General features: G+C 47.2%; 15 protein-coding genes. 9 read left to right on the top strand and 6 right to left on the bottom strand.

What is annotated here, in order from left to right; all coding sequences use genetic code 11:
* Positions 1 to 57: 57 nt before the first annotated feature.
* From IPP66_15010 to secG, 3 genes are all read right to left on the bottom strand, one after another.
* Positions 58 to 1,431: a dipeptidase gene (locus IPP66_15010; protein ID MBK9926583.1), complete on the bottom strand. Its 1,374-nt coding sequence runs from the start codon at positions 1,429 to 1,431 to the stop codon at positions 58 to 60.
* A gap of 57 nt (positions 1,432 to 1,488) precedes the next feature.
* Complete coding sequence (locus IPP66_15005; GenBank protein ID MBK9926582.1) at positions 1,489 to 3,192, bottom strand: peptide ABC transporter substrate-binding protein; 1,704 nt, start codon at positions 3,190 to 3,192, stop codon at positions 1,489 to 1,491.
* Positions 3,193 to 3,291: 99 nt separating this feature from the next.
* The gene (gene secG / locus IPP66_15000; protein MBK9926581.1) at positions 3,292 to 3,516 is read right to left on the bottom strand and encodes a preprotein translocase subunit SecG; all 225 of its coding nucleotides are present in this window, start codon (positions 3,514 to 3,516) and stop codon (positions 3,292 to 3,294) included.
* 71 nt (positions 3,517 to 3,587) lie between these two features.
* Here secG and IPP66_14995 point away from each other — a divergent pair, with 71 nt between their 5' ends.
* From IPP66_14995 to IPP66_14955, 9 genes are all read left to right on the top strand, one after another.
* On the top strand, positions 3,588 to 4,652 hold the full coding sequence (locus IPP66_14995) for a PHP domain-containing protein (protein ID MBK9926580.1): 1,065 nt from the start codon (positions 3,588 to 3,590) through the stop codon (positions 4,650 to 4,652).
* Between the two features lie 213 nt (positions 4,653 to 4,865).
* Positions 4,866 to 5,411, top strand: coding sequence for an adenylate kinase (locus tag IPP66_14990; GenBank protein ID MBK9926579.1), 546 nt, complete (start codon positions 4,866 to 4,868; stop codon positions 5,409 to 5,411).
* Positions 5,390 to 5,830 carry a GNAT family N-acetyltransferase gene (locus IPP66_14985; GenBank protein MBK9926578.1) on the top strand — a complete coding sequence of 147 codons (441 nt, stop codon included), beginning with the start codon at positions 5,390 to 5,392 and terminating at the stop codon, positions 5,828 to 5,830. The genes IPP66_14990 and IPP66_14985 overlap by 22 nt, the downstream gene beginning before the upstream one ends.
* 2 nt (positions 5,831 to 5,832) lie before the next feature.
* Positions 5,833 to 6,771: an acyltransferase gene (locus IPP66_14980; GenBank protein ID MBK9926577.1), complete on the top strand. Its 939-nt coding sequence runs from the start codon at positions 5,833 to 5,835 to the stop codon at positions 6,769 to 6,771.
* 67 nt (positions 6,772 to 6,838) lie between these two features.
* Positions 6,839 to 7,726 carry a discoidin domain-containing protein gene (locus IPP66_14975; GenBank protein MBK9926576.1) on the top strand — a complete coding sequence of 296 codons (888 nt, stop codon included), beginning with the start codon at positions 6,839 to 6,841 and terminating at the stop codon, positions 7,724 to 7,726.
* Between the two features lie 257 nt (positions 7,727 to 7,983).
* Entirely contained in the window at positions 7,984 to 8,967 is a 984-nt protein-coding gene (locus IPP66_14970; GenBank protein ID MBK9926575.1) for a hypothetical protein, read from the top strand.
* A 172-nt stretch (positions 8,968 to 9,139) separates the two neighbouring features.
* Complete coding sequence (locus tag IPP66_14965; GenBank protein ID MBK9926574.1) at positions 9,140 to 9,559, top strand: hypothetical protein; 420 nt, start codon at positions 9,140 to 9,142, stop codon at positions 9,557 to 9,559.
* A gap of 9 nt (positions 9,560 to 9,568) precedes the next feature.
* Positions 9,569 to 10,162: an isoprenylcysteine carboxylmethyltransferase family protein gene (locus tag IPP66_14960; GenBank protein ID MBK9926573.1), complete on the top strand. Its 594-nt coding sequence runs from the start codon at positions 9,569 to 9,571 to the stop codon at positions 10,160 to 10,162.
* Positions 10,163 to 10,335: 173 nt separating this feature from the next.
* Positions 10,336 to 11,913, top strand: coding sequence for a hypothetical protein (locus IPP66_14955; GenBank protein ID MBK9926572.1), 1,578 nt, complete (start codon positions 10,336 to 10,338; stop codon positions 11,911 to 11,913).
* On the opposite strand, the gene IPP66_14950 is transcribed toward IPP66_14955, so the two are convergent.
* The 3 genes from IPP66_14950 to IPP66_14940 all read right to left on the bottom strand — a co-directional run bounded on the left by IPP66_14950 (position 11,910) and on the right by IPP66_14940 (position 14,878).
* Positions 11,910 to 12,404 (bottom strand): hypothetical protein, encoded by a 495-nt coding sequence (locus tag IPP66_14950; protein MBK9926571.1) that lies wholly within the window; start codon positions 12,402 to 12,404, stop codon positions 11,910 to 11,912. The two genes, IPP66_14955 and IPP66_14950, sit on opposite strands and share 4 nt — an antisense overlap.
* 119 nt (positions 12,405 to 12,523) lie before the next feature.
* Positions 12,524 to 13,804 (bottom strand): DUF58 domain-containing protein, encoded by a 1,281-nt coding sequence (locus IPP66_14945; GenBank protein ID MBK9926570.1) that lies wholly within the window; start codon positions 13,802 to 13,804, stop codon positions 12,524 to 12,526.
* A gap of 108 nt (positions 13,805 to 13,912) precedes the next feature.
* Positions 13,913 to 14,878, bottom strand: coding sequence for a MoxR family ATPase (locus IPP66_14940; GenBank protein ID MBK9926569.1), 966 nt, complete (start codon positions 14,876 to 14,878; stop codon positions 13,913 to 13,915).

The raw sequence follows: 14,878 nt of genomic DNA, 5'->3' as shown, positions 1-14,878 counted from the left end.
CTCCCCGCCCAATGTTGACATATCAATTCTCGGGGCGGGAGAACCCCGCCCCTACGCTTACGCCATGTTGTAAAAGAAATGGATGAACGCATCAATACCCTTGTACCATGTGGGCAGATGCATATGTTCGTTCGGGGAATGGACGTTGTCACTGGGCAAACCCATACCCACCAAAACAGATTCGACTCCGCAGATCTGTTGCAACATCGCCACCGCACCGATCGAACCGCCTTCACGACGATAGAACGGGCGGATGCCCCACACCGCTTCCATGGCGTTGTTCATCGCTTTGATGCCTGGGTTATTCAAATCCGCAATCGCAAACGGACTGCCTGTTAGATTCTTGACTTCCCATTTCACAGTCTTGGGTGCGTTGGCTTCCATGAAACGCTTCATCTGCTCAACGACCTCATAGTGATCCTGATCGGCAACGAGACGACAGGAAATCTTCGCCATCGCCTTTGCGGGCAAAACAGTCTTCGAGCCGGGACCAGTCCAACCTGAAAGCAGACCGTTGACTTCCAATGTGGGACGTGCACCGGTCCTTTCAGCGGAGATATAGCCCTCTTCGCCCCATAACGCAGGGACGCCTGTTTCGTCCAAATAATGCTGGTCGTCATTGGGGAGCCTTGCGAAATCTGCGCGTTCCTGATCGCTGATCGGACGCACGCTGTCGTAGAAGCCAGGTAGAGTGACTCGTCCTTTTTCGTCGTGCATCTTCGCGATCAATTCGGTCAACACCTGTGCAGGGTTGTGGATCGCGCCGCCATACAGCCCGGAGTGCAAGTCAACCTTGGGACCCCACACATTGATCTCCATGTAGGATAGTCCGCGTAGACCGTAGGTGATGGTCGGCATGTCCACGCCCATCATGCCAGCGTCGGGATTGAGCGACACGTCAGCCTTGAATTTATCGGCGTGCTTCTTGATGAACGATTCAAGGTTTTTCGAGCCGATCTCCTCTTCACCTTCCAGCAAGAACTTTAAATTGACCGGTAATTCGCCAGCCTTCATCACAGACTCAATAGCATGGAATGTCGCAAGCACCTGTCCCTTCATATCGGAAGAACCACGTGCATACAACAAGTCACCGCGTACTACAGGTTCAAACGGACCAGTCTCCCACAATTCCAGCGGGTCAGCAGGTTGGACGTCGTAATGTCCATAGACCAATACTGTTGGGGCACCTGGCTTCTTGATGTGGTCGGCATAGACGACAGGATGTCCACCGTTTTCTGTGGGCATCACCTCAACGTGTTCCATGCCGAGTTTCTTCAGATAAGCGGCCATCCATTCGGCAGTGCGCAGAGTTTCATTTTTATATTCATCATCAGTAGAAATGGAGGGTATCTTGAGAACTTCGTTTAAGTCGTTTAGAAATCGTTCACGGTTCTGTTGGGCATAGGCAAGTGCAGTTTGTAGATTTGTCATATATCCTCTTTCGTGCATTTGTAGGGACAGAGGCATCCTCCGTCCCTACAAAGTGAATTATGGAGAAGCCGTCGGCGACTTATTACCTTCCAAAGCGCGACGGGTTAACAGGTACCAAGTTGTGAAAGTATTCAGGCGGTCACTGGGTTCATACAACGGACCGACTTGCACTCCCTGCACCTGCGCATCTACACCATAAGAATAGACCGGCACATACAAAGGTAGCGCAGGGAGTTCTTTTGCAAACACTATTTGGAAGTTACGGTACAGTCTGGTACGTAATGAGTAATCGGCTGTAACACGTGCTTGTTCCAAATATTCGCTGGCCGCACGATTATCCCAACCCGAGTAATTCTGTCCACCGACAACTTCAGCCTGATGCCAGAAAGGATAGGGGTCAGGGTCTGGGGTGCGGGAAAGGTTCAGGTCCACAAGAACAGCCTGAAAAGAGCGAGAAGCGAGAGTTGTCAAAATAAGTTGATCGTAGGGCTGAGGCTGTAAATCCACACGGACACCGATCCTTGCCCATTGTGTTTGTATTGCCTTTGCGATCTGCGTATGAACGGCATCATCTGGGTGAACCATGGTGAAAGTCAACGAAACGCCTTCCTTGGCGCGCACGTCACCACCACCCGCTGGGATCACATATCCTTCACCCTTCAACAAAGCGATGGCAGTATCGGGGTCGTATTCAAAACGTTCGGTGCCATCATAATAAGCCCATGAGCCGGGCAATATCGGCGTATCCAGAACAAACGCCTGTCCTTGCATGACCGTATTGATGATGCTCGCGCGATTCAAGCCAAGCATGAGTGCGCGGCGCACTTTAACATTTTGAAGAAACGTGACATCAGGGCTGGTCAAGTTGAGGAAGACAAATCCCATTTGAGGCACGCGACTGGTATAGAGCGACAGATTAGGCTCTTGAAGCGCTTTGTCCAACACATCGGACGTGATGCGGCTAACTGCAAAAACATCACCTTGTTTATAAGCATCGAAAGCGGCGGCAGAAGTTGGGTAATAACGGAACACAACCTGCTCGATGAATGGAGGCGTGCCGTAATAATTCGTGGAAAGGGTCAGCACTACGCCAACGATCTGTCCGTTCTCCACGATCAGTTGATCGAATTTATAAGGACCAGAGCCAACAGGTTTGATGTTGAACTCGGCGCTCGCCATTTGTTCAGGTGGAGTCGATTCGAGCAAATGCTTTGGCAGAACACCAAAGGTCAGATAATCCATGAAGGGAGCGTACGGCTCGGGCAATGTGAACTTGAAGTTCTTCTCATTGAGACGCTCCACCTGTACCCTGCCCCACAGATCTTTCACATCCTGTGGATAGAGCGAGCCGGTGCCTTTCATCATGTCGATAGTAAATATCACATCGTCACTGGTAACAGGCGTCCCGTCATGCCAGACCGCGTTGGGTCGAATAGTGAAGTTATAGACCGAACCATCTTGCGATACCCCCCAAGCCTCAGCAAGGTCTGCGTGAGGCAATCCACGTTCATCAAAACGGACAAGACCGCTAAAGATCAACTTATCCACATCGCGGTCAGCAGGGTTATTCCAATCCAATACCGGATTCAAACGTCCCAATGAGCCGACCAACGCCTCGGTATATACACCACCCTGTTCCGGTTGTTGTTCAATGACAACGCCACCATTATTGGTCGGAGATGATTGCTGTGTATAGAGCAATACAGCCACGATCACCAGAGTAATGATGACTACAAGGATCTGCCAGCGTAATTGTTTCATATTTGTTTTATAAATAAAGAAAGGCTCGTTCTTCCCAACCGGTGACGCAAGGCGCCACCTTACGGAACGAACGGGCCCTTCAGGGGAGTACTTTTCGCTCTAGCCCGTGATAACCACAAGTGTTATCACAAGGATAAAGAACAAGGCGCTCAACGCAATCGTGAGTCTGAACAATGTGCGTTCCACACCTCTGCGGGCAGTGAACACGCTTCCCGATTCAGCGCCGGTCAAGCCACCCAGGCCCGCGCCCTTGCTCTGCATGATCACGCTCGCAATGAGCAAGACCGAGATTATAATGAGCGCGATATTCAAGTAGGTTTCCATCTAATACGTGCCTCCTTTTAAGCGGGGACATTATACCCGCTTGGTCAAAGAAACGTCAAATCGAGGGTCTCATGCACGAAATCGTAGTCAACCTGCACATGCACACAAGATATTCCGATGGGAGTGGCACACACAAAGATATTGCCGAAGCCGCCATCAAAACCGGGCTGGATGCAGTCATCGTAACGGACCACAACGTACTCGTTCAAGGTGTGGAGGGATACTATCGCCTCAACACTACCCGAGTCCTGCTTCTCGTTGGGCAGGAAGTCCACGACCAGGACTTGATCCCGCAAAAGAACCACCTGTTGATCTTCAATGCCAACCGTGATCTCGCCGGGCTGGCAGACGATCCACAATCACTAATCAATGGCGTCAATGAAGCAGAAGGGCTTTGCTTCATCGCACATCCAAATGATGCTGCCGCACCTGCCTTTGGCGAAACGGACATCACATGGGATGCCTGGAATGTGCACGGCTACACTGGCATCGAACTCTGGAATGGTCTCAGCGAAATCAAGACCATTGTCCCAACCAAACTACACGCAGCCTTTCTTGCATTGTTTCCACAATTGATCGGGCACGGACCCGACCCAAAGACCTTACAACGTTGGGACGATCTCATGTCCAATGGAAAACGCGTGATCGCCATCGGCGGTTCCGATGCGCATGCATTCCATATGAACATGGGGCCGGTCCATCGCGTGATCTTTCCATATGATTTTCACTTTAAAACGGTGAATACCCATGTTTTTGTTCCAGAACCTCTGACGGGTGACGTTCCCACCGACAAAAAGGTGATCTACGAAGCCATCGCAAACGGACATTGCTTCGTGGGCTATGATCTGCCTGCCTCCACAAAAGGCTTTCGTTTTAAGGCTAAAGGACTCGAACACTCGGCCATCATGGGAGATGAAATTCCATCAAAAGGTGGCGTCACTTTGCAAATACACATCCCAGATAAGGAAGCCGACATCCATCTGTTCAAAGATGGCATACGCATTGGAGCCTGGCGCCATCAACAAGATGTAACCTACACAGCATCCGAGCCCGGCGTATACCGTGTGGAAGTCCGCCGCAATTACCTCGGCAAAAAACGCGGCTGGATCTTTAGTAATCCTATTTACGTGAGTTGATTTCCGCGCTGAGCGGAGCGTCCTTCGACTGCACTTGCGTGCTGGTGCAAGTGTCGACTACGGGCTTCGCAAACACCACTCAAACATCCGCTCACATCGTCCCGATGTTTTTCGGGAGGACGGAATACTTCTAGGAACAGAGCGAAGTCGAAGCGCATATGTAAGGAAAGAATTTTCTTAGCGATCCTCATATCCTTTGTGGTAAAAAACATCATGTCATCATTCCCCTATAAGCGCATCGTTGTGATTGGCACCACCAGTTCTGGCAAATCCACACTCGCGGAGCAACTTGCGGATAAATTCAACTACCACTTCATCGAACTTGATGCACTCCACTGGGAGCCTAACTGGACCGAAGCCCCGCTCGAAATCTTCCGTCAACGCGTGGAGCAGGCAACGCAATCACCGGGTTGGGTTTCTGCAGGTAACTATCGTGTTGTACGCGATCTTCTCTGGCCCAAAGCGGAAGTTGTCATCTGGCTCGATTATTCACTTCCAAGGATCTTCTGGCAACTCACCCGCCGCACCTTCAAGCGCTGGTGGACTCAAGAACTCCTTTGGGGAACCAACCACGAGAACATTGGGAAACATCTCAAGCTATGGTCAGACGACTCGCTCTATAACTGGCTATTCAAAACCTATTGGCGCAGGAAACGTGAGTATCCTGCATTATTGTCCTTACCAGAGCATCAGCACTTAGAGTTGATACGCTTCAAACACCCCAAGGAGACAGCGCAATGGCTGAGGAATTTGTCATAAAAATATTGTCCGCGTCAGACTTGCCCCTCTTGATGAATGTCACAGAGGACATCTTTGACAATCCCATTGACGAAAAATCAGCCCATGAATTTCTCGCGGACCCACGCCACCACATCGTAGTCGCCTTGTCCGATAATGTTATTATCGGCTTTGCATCTGCAGTTCATTATGTGCATCCCGATAAGCCAGCAGAGTTATGGATCAATGAAGTCGGCGTTGCGCAAGTCTATCAAAACAAGGGAGTCGGGAAAGCCATCATGAAGAAGCTTTTACAGTTAGGACAAAGTCTCAGATGTGCGAACGCATGGGTGCTGACAGATCGAAGCAACATCCCAGCGAACAGACTCTACAAGTCTGCGGGTGGAGAAGCCGCATCAGATGATACTGTCATGTATGAATTTGACCTAACGGGTGAATAAGAATGTCTCGAAATCTAGCGAACGACTCGCTTAAACTTGTTCTGGCGGTCATGGTCATTGGCTTGCACGCCAATCTTTTCTTTGACACGTCACCGGTAGCAAATCAATTATTCGTGAATGGGATCTCTCGCATAGCGGTGCCGACATTCTTTGTCATCAACGGATATTACCTTTCAGGGACAATAAAGGATAAAGTAGGGTTCACATCTTGGGCAAAAAGGATCGCGCTGGGATACGCCTTTTGGATGGCTGTTTATTCTCCGTTCTACCTCCCTGCGCTGGGACAAACACCTACAACGATTATCTACAATCTAACGAGATACAGTGTCTTCGGGTATTACCATCTATGGTACCTCTGCGGACTCTTGTATGCCGTCGCATTATTGTTCGCACTCCGTAATAAAAGCGATAAAACGCTGGCAAACACAGCGCTCGTGTTATTCCTAGTCGGGGTTGTGATTCAGTATTACATCTTTTACACAGGAATAAAGCTACCCTATTTCGTCTATCGTCACTTCCTATTCTTCGCCTTCCCCATGGTGACGGCTGGATATCTTATCCGCAAGGGATATGGCTCGGAAATTTCAGACGCAAAGGTCAGAAACCTTCTATTCGCAGGCTTTCTCTTGCTCTTGATTGAAGTTTGTATTGCCTACATCTTCCGCGTGGACGCCAGCGGCATTGATATTTTCCTGTCCCTGCTTCTGATCGGCCCGATGCTTTTCATTGTCACAAACAAAATCCAAAAGACAGTTGCGAACGACCATTTATCCAAATTGTCTTCGGCCATCTATTTTCTTCATCCGCTTTCATTCTGGGTCGGCGGGACGTTCTTTCATGTCACAACCACGATGATGAATTTTTTGTTTGCAATCGCATTTTGTCTGGTTGTGTATTATCCGTTATTTTTGTTGTCGAAAAAGCTAAAGTTTATTTTGTAAGAAAGTTCAAAATTGTCTTTTTATCTTAGCAGGCATATAATCTGCTCACTGATAAATTACACTGCATATGAAAAACGAATCACCTAAAGGAAGAATAATTCTGGGGACGATTGTCCCTATATTATTGGTCATAATCGGCCTTTTGCTTGGTGCGTCAATGATTTACCAAGTCCATACTGAACAAGTTAAGGCAACTATAGCAGCCGGGCCAACCATGACGGCCGATGCTCTGGAATTTCTTTATCAAAAAGGATTGGGATATATAAACCTCGGTCGATGGCAAGATGCAAAAGTAACACTCGAGATGGTTTTTGAAACAGATCCAAACTACAAGGACGTGCAAGCCAGATTAATTGAAGTTGAAACAGAAATAAAAAGATTAGGCCTAACATCTATTACAACACCAATCGCACCGCCTACAATCGAAAATGTTTATCCATCGGACTATAAAATACTTGAGTTGAATATTGAGCCGCAGGAACCTGTTGCGCCTATCAACCTCCCTGCCGATCCTGCAAGCCTCTCCCAAATTGCGGGGGATTTGGCGTGGAACCAACCTACGTTTGCGTCATCTTATTGGCAAGTAGGATATCCATCAGGGGCGACTTCAGGTAAATCTTGGACTTGTGCAGGGTCAACTAACTCCTGGTTTTATGTAGACCTGGGCAAGCCTAAAGATATTCATCAAATTGTGACAACGCTTTTTGTGGACGGGAGATTGAGTAAGGCCCCTCGAACGGCCTATATTGTCTCGAATGATCTGAAGACGTGGCAAGTAGCAATAGAAGAGACAAATTATGAAAATTCCAGCCATCGTGGTCAACCACGCGTACTAACTCTGCCAGAGAATATAAAAGCTCGGTATGTGGGTTTTTACGCCACAGGATGGGATGGAGGATGGGCAGACCTAACTGTTTTTGTGGTGCTTCCCCCTGATCAACCATATCAGGATTGAATGGTTTAGCAATTCAATTTAGTTTGGTATTATCCGTTATTTTTGTTGTCGAAGAAGCTAAAGTTTATTTTGTAAGTCAATTGCCTTTTTGTCGTAGCCAACATATAATTCATTTGTTCGATTTATATCTTCGGCCGCCTAATATCATAATTGAATTAGGTGTACAGTTGAAATAGTCAGTATATAAGCATTATATGGGAAATCGCCGTCTAAATAATAGTTGGGTAATACCATCCAAATAAATCAGGCAGTACTTTATGAATGCAAAGGCAACACCCCCAGAATCGCACCTCTCCTTAAACCTTCTCGAAAACGGATTGGACTTCATACTTAAGGGAATGGATGAATTATTTGGAGAGAATCATGCATTGAAGAATGCTAAAGCAACTGAAGTTGAAATTCGTAATTATAAATATGGGATAACCAATCTTTTTTCTGGCTTTTTGCTTTTACTCAAAGAACGCTTATCACGCCACATACCCGAACTTATTTTTGTAGGAAGATTGTCTGAAATAAAGTCTAAACTGCAACTAGGCAAGAAAATTCCGAATACAGTAGATCTAGATGATGCGTTGGAGCGGCTTGAAATTGGGCCAAAGGTAACTTTTTCTCAAGATGAGCTTGAAGTAATCAGAAAAATACAGGACTACAGAAATCAATTTGAACACTATAAAGTTACAGGGAATAAACACCAGTTATGGGCAGAGATTAGCAGTTTCGTTGACATTATCGAGAAATTTCTTCGCAAGGAACTTGGGATAGAGCTAGAAAAATACTCAAAAGAGAGCAAGTCACTACACAAGAAGGCTGAGGCTCTCCGTGATACTGTTATAAAGTATGACAGCATAATCGAAAAAGAAGTGTATGATGTCCTTTCGGCTTTGTCTGGAAAAGAAGTTCCTGGTCTATTACTTGGCACAGATAAAGATATAACGTTGCCTATAGTCTCACAAACGCAACAGCCGTACAATATTAAAAACAAAAAATACACCCCTGATTTTGTTGGTATGGAACCCAGCGGAATAAAGTGGGTTGTCGAAGTCAAAGGAGCATATATTCATACAACTGGAATTTCTGTGTTAGAACGACTGCTTTCTATTCAACAACAATATCCCAAGATAAAAATTTGGTTAATTGTTGTAGGAGAGATATCCAATAATGCAAAAGGGTTTGCCATAATGAATCATATTTACTTTACAGACATTAATTCGTGGCAACAGCTAAAGAGGCTTGCTACCTAATAGCTACTCAACACAACATATATTAGGCGCTGTGGATTCCGCACATTTCCGAGTATTTTTTCTCGCATCAAGTTTTCTTTGCCTTGAGATTCCATGCTCGCCTATCATAGATAATACCTGCCATTGGGCCACCAGTTATTCATAAATTCAAAAAAACAGGAGGATAGTTGCCATGAAAGAAGATCTCGACCAAATTAAGATACTCGCCATTTTCCATTATATTGTTGCGGGGTTTGCAGGCTTGTTTGCATGTTTTCCGATTTTTCATCTGATGATCGGAATCTCAATGTTGACAGGCGACTTTTTCTCAGAAGCTCGGCCCACAGATATGCCATTTCCTGTTTCTGTGTTCGGCCTCATGTTCACACTTATTCCTGCTGCCATAATATTTTTCGGATGGGCATTTGCGATCTGTCTGGCAGTATCGGGCTATTTTCTTAGCAAGCATCAGCGCTGGCTCTTTTGCATGGTCATGGCCGGGGTGAGCTGCATATTTACACCCTTTGGTACGGTTCTTGGAGTTTTTACCATCATCATTCTGATGCGTCCATCCGTAAAGGCGTTGTTCAATAACGGTGTTTCCGCCTCGTAAGCAATTCGCATGATCAGCATAACAATATTACGATGGATTACTATTGGCAGTTTTTTGGTCTGGATTGTTCGCTATTGGCAAGGCGGGAAAAAGATAATCGTCGATATTCAGACCTCATTGCGCTTAAAAAGTTCTCGTTTTGACACAGTCACATTAATGGTGATTCTCCTCTGTTCCATCGGAGTAATAAGCACTGGGATTCTCGCCAGCCTGCAATTATCGCCCATCGCCCTTGCAGAAAATCTGACGGCCACATGCACTGGCACGGTATTCTCAATTTCAGGCATCATAGGCATGTTTTATTGTCGTCACTATTTGGGGAAATTTTGGACAGCAGAGACTAACCTGTTAAACAACCATCAAGTAATAGACACTGGACCTTATCATTTCCTACGTCACCCAATATACACCTTCGCAATTTTGATGAATGTTGGTCTGGGCTTGGTATTTCTTTGGCAATGGAACGTAGTTCTAACAAGCGTAATTGTTGTAGCTTACATACTCAAAACAAATGATGAAGATCATTACCTAGAACAAAATCTAGTTGGCTATCAAGAGTATAAACGGCGCGTTCGATATCGTTTGGTGTCCGGACTGTGGTAAGCCACTAAAACCCATAGTACACACTAATGGTCAGAGCATAATTTGTATCCAATACTTCTTCAATATCAAGCTGAAATTATCCGGGCACGTATATTGGATTTATAATAATGCTTAGTCACTGGAAAATCCTGCCTTCATACTTAGGTAGCTCATCACTCTAATGGTGGAAACATATGACAGAAAGCGAAACACTAAAACTTGGAATCGACGCAGCAAAGGCGGGAAACCTGGAAAAAGCACAATCCTACTTTGCCCAGACAGTTCAAAACAACCCAAATTCTGAGTTGGGATGGCTATATTTAGGGTATTGCATCAATGATAACGAAAAGAAAAAGATTTGTTATCAAAAAGTCTTAGCTATCAATCCTGAAAACGAACGTGCAACTCAAGCTTTGGCAAGCCTAGCACACCCAGAACTAACAGAAAAGAAAAATGATCAACTTAAGCAACAAACTACTCAATTACCAGTGGAGCAAAAACAAAGAACGCACGCAAAAAAACGAAACAACATCCCCAGCATCTATAGCACAATGGGAATAATAATAGGGGGCATCCTTTGCGCAGGAATGTTTCTAGGCGTTGCATACTTCAGTGGTCTACTTACAGGCGGGGTCATCAAATCGCAACCTAGCATAATCACCGCACAAAACACACAAGTGCCAGAAAATATTCCCATCGTAAGCACAGTAACCAAAATACCTTCATCGACACCGCACCCAACCTCAACGTTCGCCAATACAGCTACTCCATTACCCGGCGTTTCATCTGACGACCCTGCGATGGCGGACTTTTACAACAACACAAGCATTACCTATTGGACACAGATCATTGCAGGAGATCCGCAAAATGCGGATGCATATTACCAGCGTGCATCCGCCGCTTATAAAATAATCAAAGCAGTTGGAAGTCTGGGCACATATAGATCCAAGCTTGAGTTTATACTTCATGATATAGATACAGCAATTGCCCTGCGTCCTGACGTTGGGGATTATTACTCACTACGAGGGAGCGTCTATGTATCACTTAGTTCCACCACGGAATACAACGTTGATACTGAGTATTTAGCAGCTCTTAGCTTAGATAATGCATACAAAGCCTACGAATTGGGGACATCAGCCGAGTACCCTGATCGTTCGATAGTTGTTGATTTAATCTATTCTAATCAATGCGAGAAGGCTTTAGAACTTTCACAACAAATTATCGACAAATTACCACAGGGAGATACCACTCTTGGTGGTGCCTTGAACATCCGCTCGCAAGCATTGGCATGCCTTGGAAGGTTGGATGAAGCACTCAAATCAATCAACGCTTCCATGTTCAACAATGAGAATATGGACATCAAGACAACCATGAAAATTCAATACCTGGTTTTATTGGGGCGTTACAGTGAAGCGTTACCGCTTTTAGATAAGAGAATTTGTGATTGCGAATTATCTGGGTGGCAATATTATCTACGTGCATATATATACTATGAAACGGGGAAAAGAGATCTAGCGCAACAAGACCTCTATGAAGGTATGCCAAGAACATGGGGACGAGGAGGCATGTTAACCTACGTTGAAGCACTTATGGCTTTGGATGATGGCAGAAAAGATGATGCGATTCAGCTTTTACAAATTGCGGAGGCAACCCTAAACCCAACATTCAATCACCTACGTTGGGACATTCAAAAGCAATTAGCAGAATTGGGCAGTAAATCCTTAGAATTGACCCGAATAGCCCCTTATGAAGCCACACCCATTCCTCACTAATATTTCCTCAACCTCACTACCAACCTCGTCACCCCAAAAGCTGCGAGCAGGATCAAGCCCACGGCCACCTCGAACGCCAGCCGCTTGACTTGTAACACCGCGCTCAAGTACGACAACCCAAATCCCAACACAGCGACAACGCCTACGCGTGTTAAATGGCGTCGTTCCATGTCCTCAACATTATCTGTTGGGGCGGCGTATCGTAACCTCCGTGCAAAATCGGATAGGTCCCAGCCGAGCAGACCACCAAGCGCACCAAGGAACATCCATACTGTGGAAAATTCGCGCCAAACGCCAAAGGCCGCAGCAACGATCATAAGAAAAAAAGCAACAGAAGAAAACCAATAGACCCTACGCCAATGCGCCGCCAGCCAAAGGATTCCCAATAGCGCGATCCAACGTGCAGGGTCACCAAAATCCGCCTGCGAATATCCATACGCAAGCGAGGCTGTTCCAATGATGATGCTTAATGCCATTGCAACGATTGTCATTCAATAACCTCATAAATTCGGTGGTTGAGTACGAAGGTATCGAAACCACCACTAACCGAAGTTGCTTTGCTTACATGGTGGTTTCGACTGCTTGCGTCTCAACCACCGTGTTGCTTTTATTATCTTCCCACCGTCCGCAACCAGCCCGGCGGACGACTCAACTTGCGCTGTACAACCTGATCGAACGGCTCGTTCACATCCCAATCCAAAACCTGAATGCCCGCACGTTGTGCCTTTTGCAAGATCAACTGTCGTTCCAATTGAACCACACGCGAAGCTAATTCTACATTACGATGCTTTGGTAAATAGGATGTCTCGAACTTCACATGGTCTGGGCTCACCACCAACACCTGATACCCTTGCGCGCGCAACTGCACCAACGGTTGCAAATCGCCATCCAATAACGGCGAGACCAAAATGATCTGCGACTCTGGTGGGAAAAACCTCGCTGGTAAATGTTCAAGATCTGAGAATACTTCACTACCGCCAGGCCTCGCATGCGCCAGCGCATGTAAAATCCGCTCGCGCTGAACCCTGCCATAACCGGGGAATGTCCAACCCAGATACTTTGCATACACCAACAACCCCACACGATTCCCCTGAAATAGCAACGCATCCGTCAATGCGGCTGCGGCCTGCACCGAATGTTCGAATAACGAATGGCCATGTGTGAACGCATTTGTCCGCACGCGGCCATCAAGGATGATCCCCACATCCGCCACACGCTCCTGTTGAAACTCGTTCGAATACAACGCGTCCATACTATGCGCGCTCGCCCGCCAATTGATCGCATGCGGCGAATCGCCCGGCTGATATTCGCGGACTCCATAAAACTCTGTGCCGGAACCACCCGCCCGCGCAGGGATCGTCCCTGCATAGACTCGGGTACGGCGAGGACGAATCGCAACGTGACGTAGACGAGTCAGCGGCGGAAAGACAAATAACTGTCCCTTCGCCTCCATCTGGACCTCGCGGCTGGTCACTGCCAAAATATCTTTGATCTCCGCCTTGACTGTTTCAAACCCATATCCCCCACGCGGACCGTACACCACATAGCTAAAAGTGTAGGATGAATCTTTCGGAAGCCGAATCAGATGTCGGTTATGTTCGACGCGGATCTTCAAATCCGCGGGCAAAATATCTTCGACGAGAACTTCATCCAAATCAGAGCCGCGATTGGTGATCGTCACAGTTACCGTGACATCAGCATTGGGCGAAACACGTTCAGCGCTCAAATGACGCGTAGCTTCCAATTTGACTTTATCGGGGATCAACAAAAAACCTGCTAGCAAATACACAACCAGCGGCAACGAAAGCGCGATCATTCCCCCGCGCACCGTTGCCATGCCGGTGACCAGCAGAACATATATGATGATCCCAAGAAACAATGAACGTGACATAAATTTCCTCGCTGAGCGGAAGCCTGAGCGTTCTTTGCGAAGGCTGTAGTCGAAGCGCTTTACTAACAGCATGTGCCTCGACTACGTTCCCCTCCGCTCAGCACGGAGTTACTTAACCACCGGCACCGGCGTCTTCTCCAGTGAATCGCGGATGACATCGCCGGTGACCGAGTTTGCCATCCAATATTCAGGTTGCAGAATGATGCGATGCGAAAGCACGGAGGTTGCGAAACGCTTGATATCGTCTGGCGTGATGTATTCGCGGCCATCGAGTGCGGCGTTGGCGCGCGCCATTTTGAGGAAGGCCAGCGAGCCGCGCGGGCTTGCCCCAACAGCCACACGGCGATCTGTACGCGTGGCATGGATGAGCAATGCGATATATTCTTCAAGATCTGCATCCACATGAACAGTTTCAACAGCGCGACGCAGTTCCAACAATTGCTTGGCACGCGTAACGCGACTCAACACGACCTCATCTTGTTTACGTTCGCGTCTGCGATGCAGGATCAATTTTTCCTCTTCAAGGCTGGGGTAGCCAACCTTGAGCTTCAACATAAAGCGATCCAGTTGCGCTTCGGGGAGTGGGAACGTGCCTTCATACTCAATGGGGTTTTGTGTGGCCAACACAAGGAACGGTTCAGGCAATGGGAGCGTTTCGCCTTCGATGGTCACACGTCCCTCTTGCATGGCCTCCAGCAAAGCGGACTGTGTTTTAGGTGACGCACGGTTGATCTCATCAGCCAAAACAATATTGGCGAAGACCGGTCCCTTACGCAGTTCGAACTTATTGTTCGTGCGGTTGAAAATATATCCACCGGTGATGTCACCGGGCAAAAGGTCTGGCGTGAACTGAATACGCTTGAACTCCAAGCCAAGCGCGGAGGCAAAGCTACGGGCCACAAGCGTTTTACCCAAGCCCGGAAAATCTTCAAGCAGAATGTGCCCACCCGCTAACACACTCGCCATCATCATCTCGAGTAGGTCGCTTTTACCGACCACAGCCCGCTCCACCTCTGCAATGACTTGCCTGCCGATCTTTGAGACGTTTGTAATGTCAGTCACGGTATTCTCCAT

The organism is Candidatus Defluviilinea proxima (genome assembly GCA_016721115.1).
GTDB classification, from domain to species: domain Bacteria; phylum Chloroflexota; class Anaerolineae; order Anaerolineales; family Villigracilaceae; genus Defluviilinea; species Defluviilinea proxima.
Note: the sequence above shows the minus strand (reverse complement) of the source record. Positions and strands in the feature narration are given on the sequence as shown.

Bases quoted from the DNA above. Each gene is read 5' to 3' on its own strand.
- IPP66_15010 (MBK9926583.1), bottom strand. From the start codon at position 1,431: ATGACAAATCTACAAACTGCACTTGCCTATGCCCAACAGAACCGTGAA.
- IPP66_15005 (MBK9926582.1), bottom strand. From the start codon at position 3,192: ATGAAACAATTACGCTGGCAGATCCTTGTAGTCATCATTACTCTGGTG.
- secG (MBK9926581.1), bottom strand. From the start codon at position 3,516: ATGGAAACCTACTTGAATATCGCGCTCATTATAATCTCGGTCTTGCTC.
- IPP66_14995 (MBK9926580.1), top strand. From the start codon at position 3,588: ATGCACGAAATCGTAGTCAACCTGCACATGCACACAAGATATTCCGAT.
- IPP66_14990 (MBK9926579.1), top strand. From the start codon at position 4,866: ATGTCATCATTCCCCTATAAGCGCATCGTTGTGATTGGCACCACCAGT.
- IPP66_14985 (MBK9926578.1), top strand. From the start codon at position 5,390: ATGGCTGAGGAATTTGTCATAAAAATATTGTCCGCGTCAGACTTGCCC.
- IPP66_14980 (MBK9926577.1), top strand. From the start codon at position 5,833: ATGTCTCGAAATCTAGCGAACGACTCGCTTAAACTTGTTCTGGCGGTC.
- IPP66_14975 (MBK9926576.1), top strand. From the start codon at position 6,839: ATGAAAAACGAATCACCTAAAGGAAGAATAATTCTGGGGACGATTGTC.
- IPP66_14970 (MBK9926575.1), top strand. From the start codon at position 7,984: ATGAATGCAAAGGCAACACCCCCAGAATCGCACCTCTCCTTAAACCTT.
- IPP66_14965 (MBK9926574.1), top strand. From the start codon at position 9,140: ATGAAAGAAGATCTCGACCAAATTAAGATACTCGCCATTTTCCATTAT.
- IPP66_14960 (MBK9926573.1), top strand. From the start codon at position 9,569: ATGATCAGCATAACAATATTACGATGGATTACTATTGGCAGTTTTTTG.
- IPP66_14955 (MBK9926572.1), top strand. From the start codon at position 10,336: ATGACAGAAAGCGAAACACTAAAACTTGGAATCGACGCAGCAAAGGCG.
- IPP66_14950 (MBK9926571.1), bottom strand. From the start codon at position 12,404: ATGACAATCGTTGCAATGGCATTAAGCATCATCATTGGAACAGCCTCG.
- IPP66_14945 (MBK9926570.1), bottom strand. From the start codon at position 13,804: ATGTCACGTTCATTGTTTCTTGGGATCATCATATATGTTCTGCTGGTC.
- IPP66_14940 (MBK9926569.1), bottom strand. From the start codon at position 14,878: ATGGAGAATACCGTGACTGACATTACAAACGTCTCAAAGATCGGCAGG.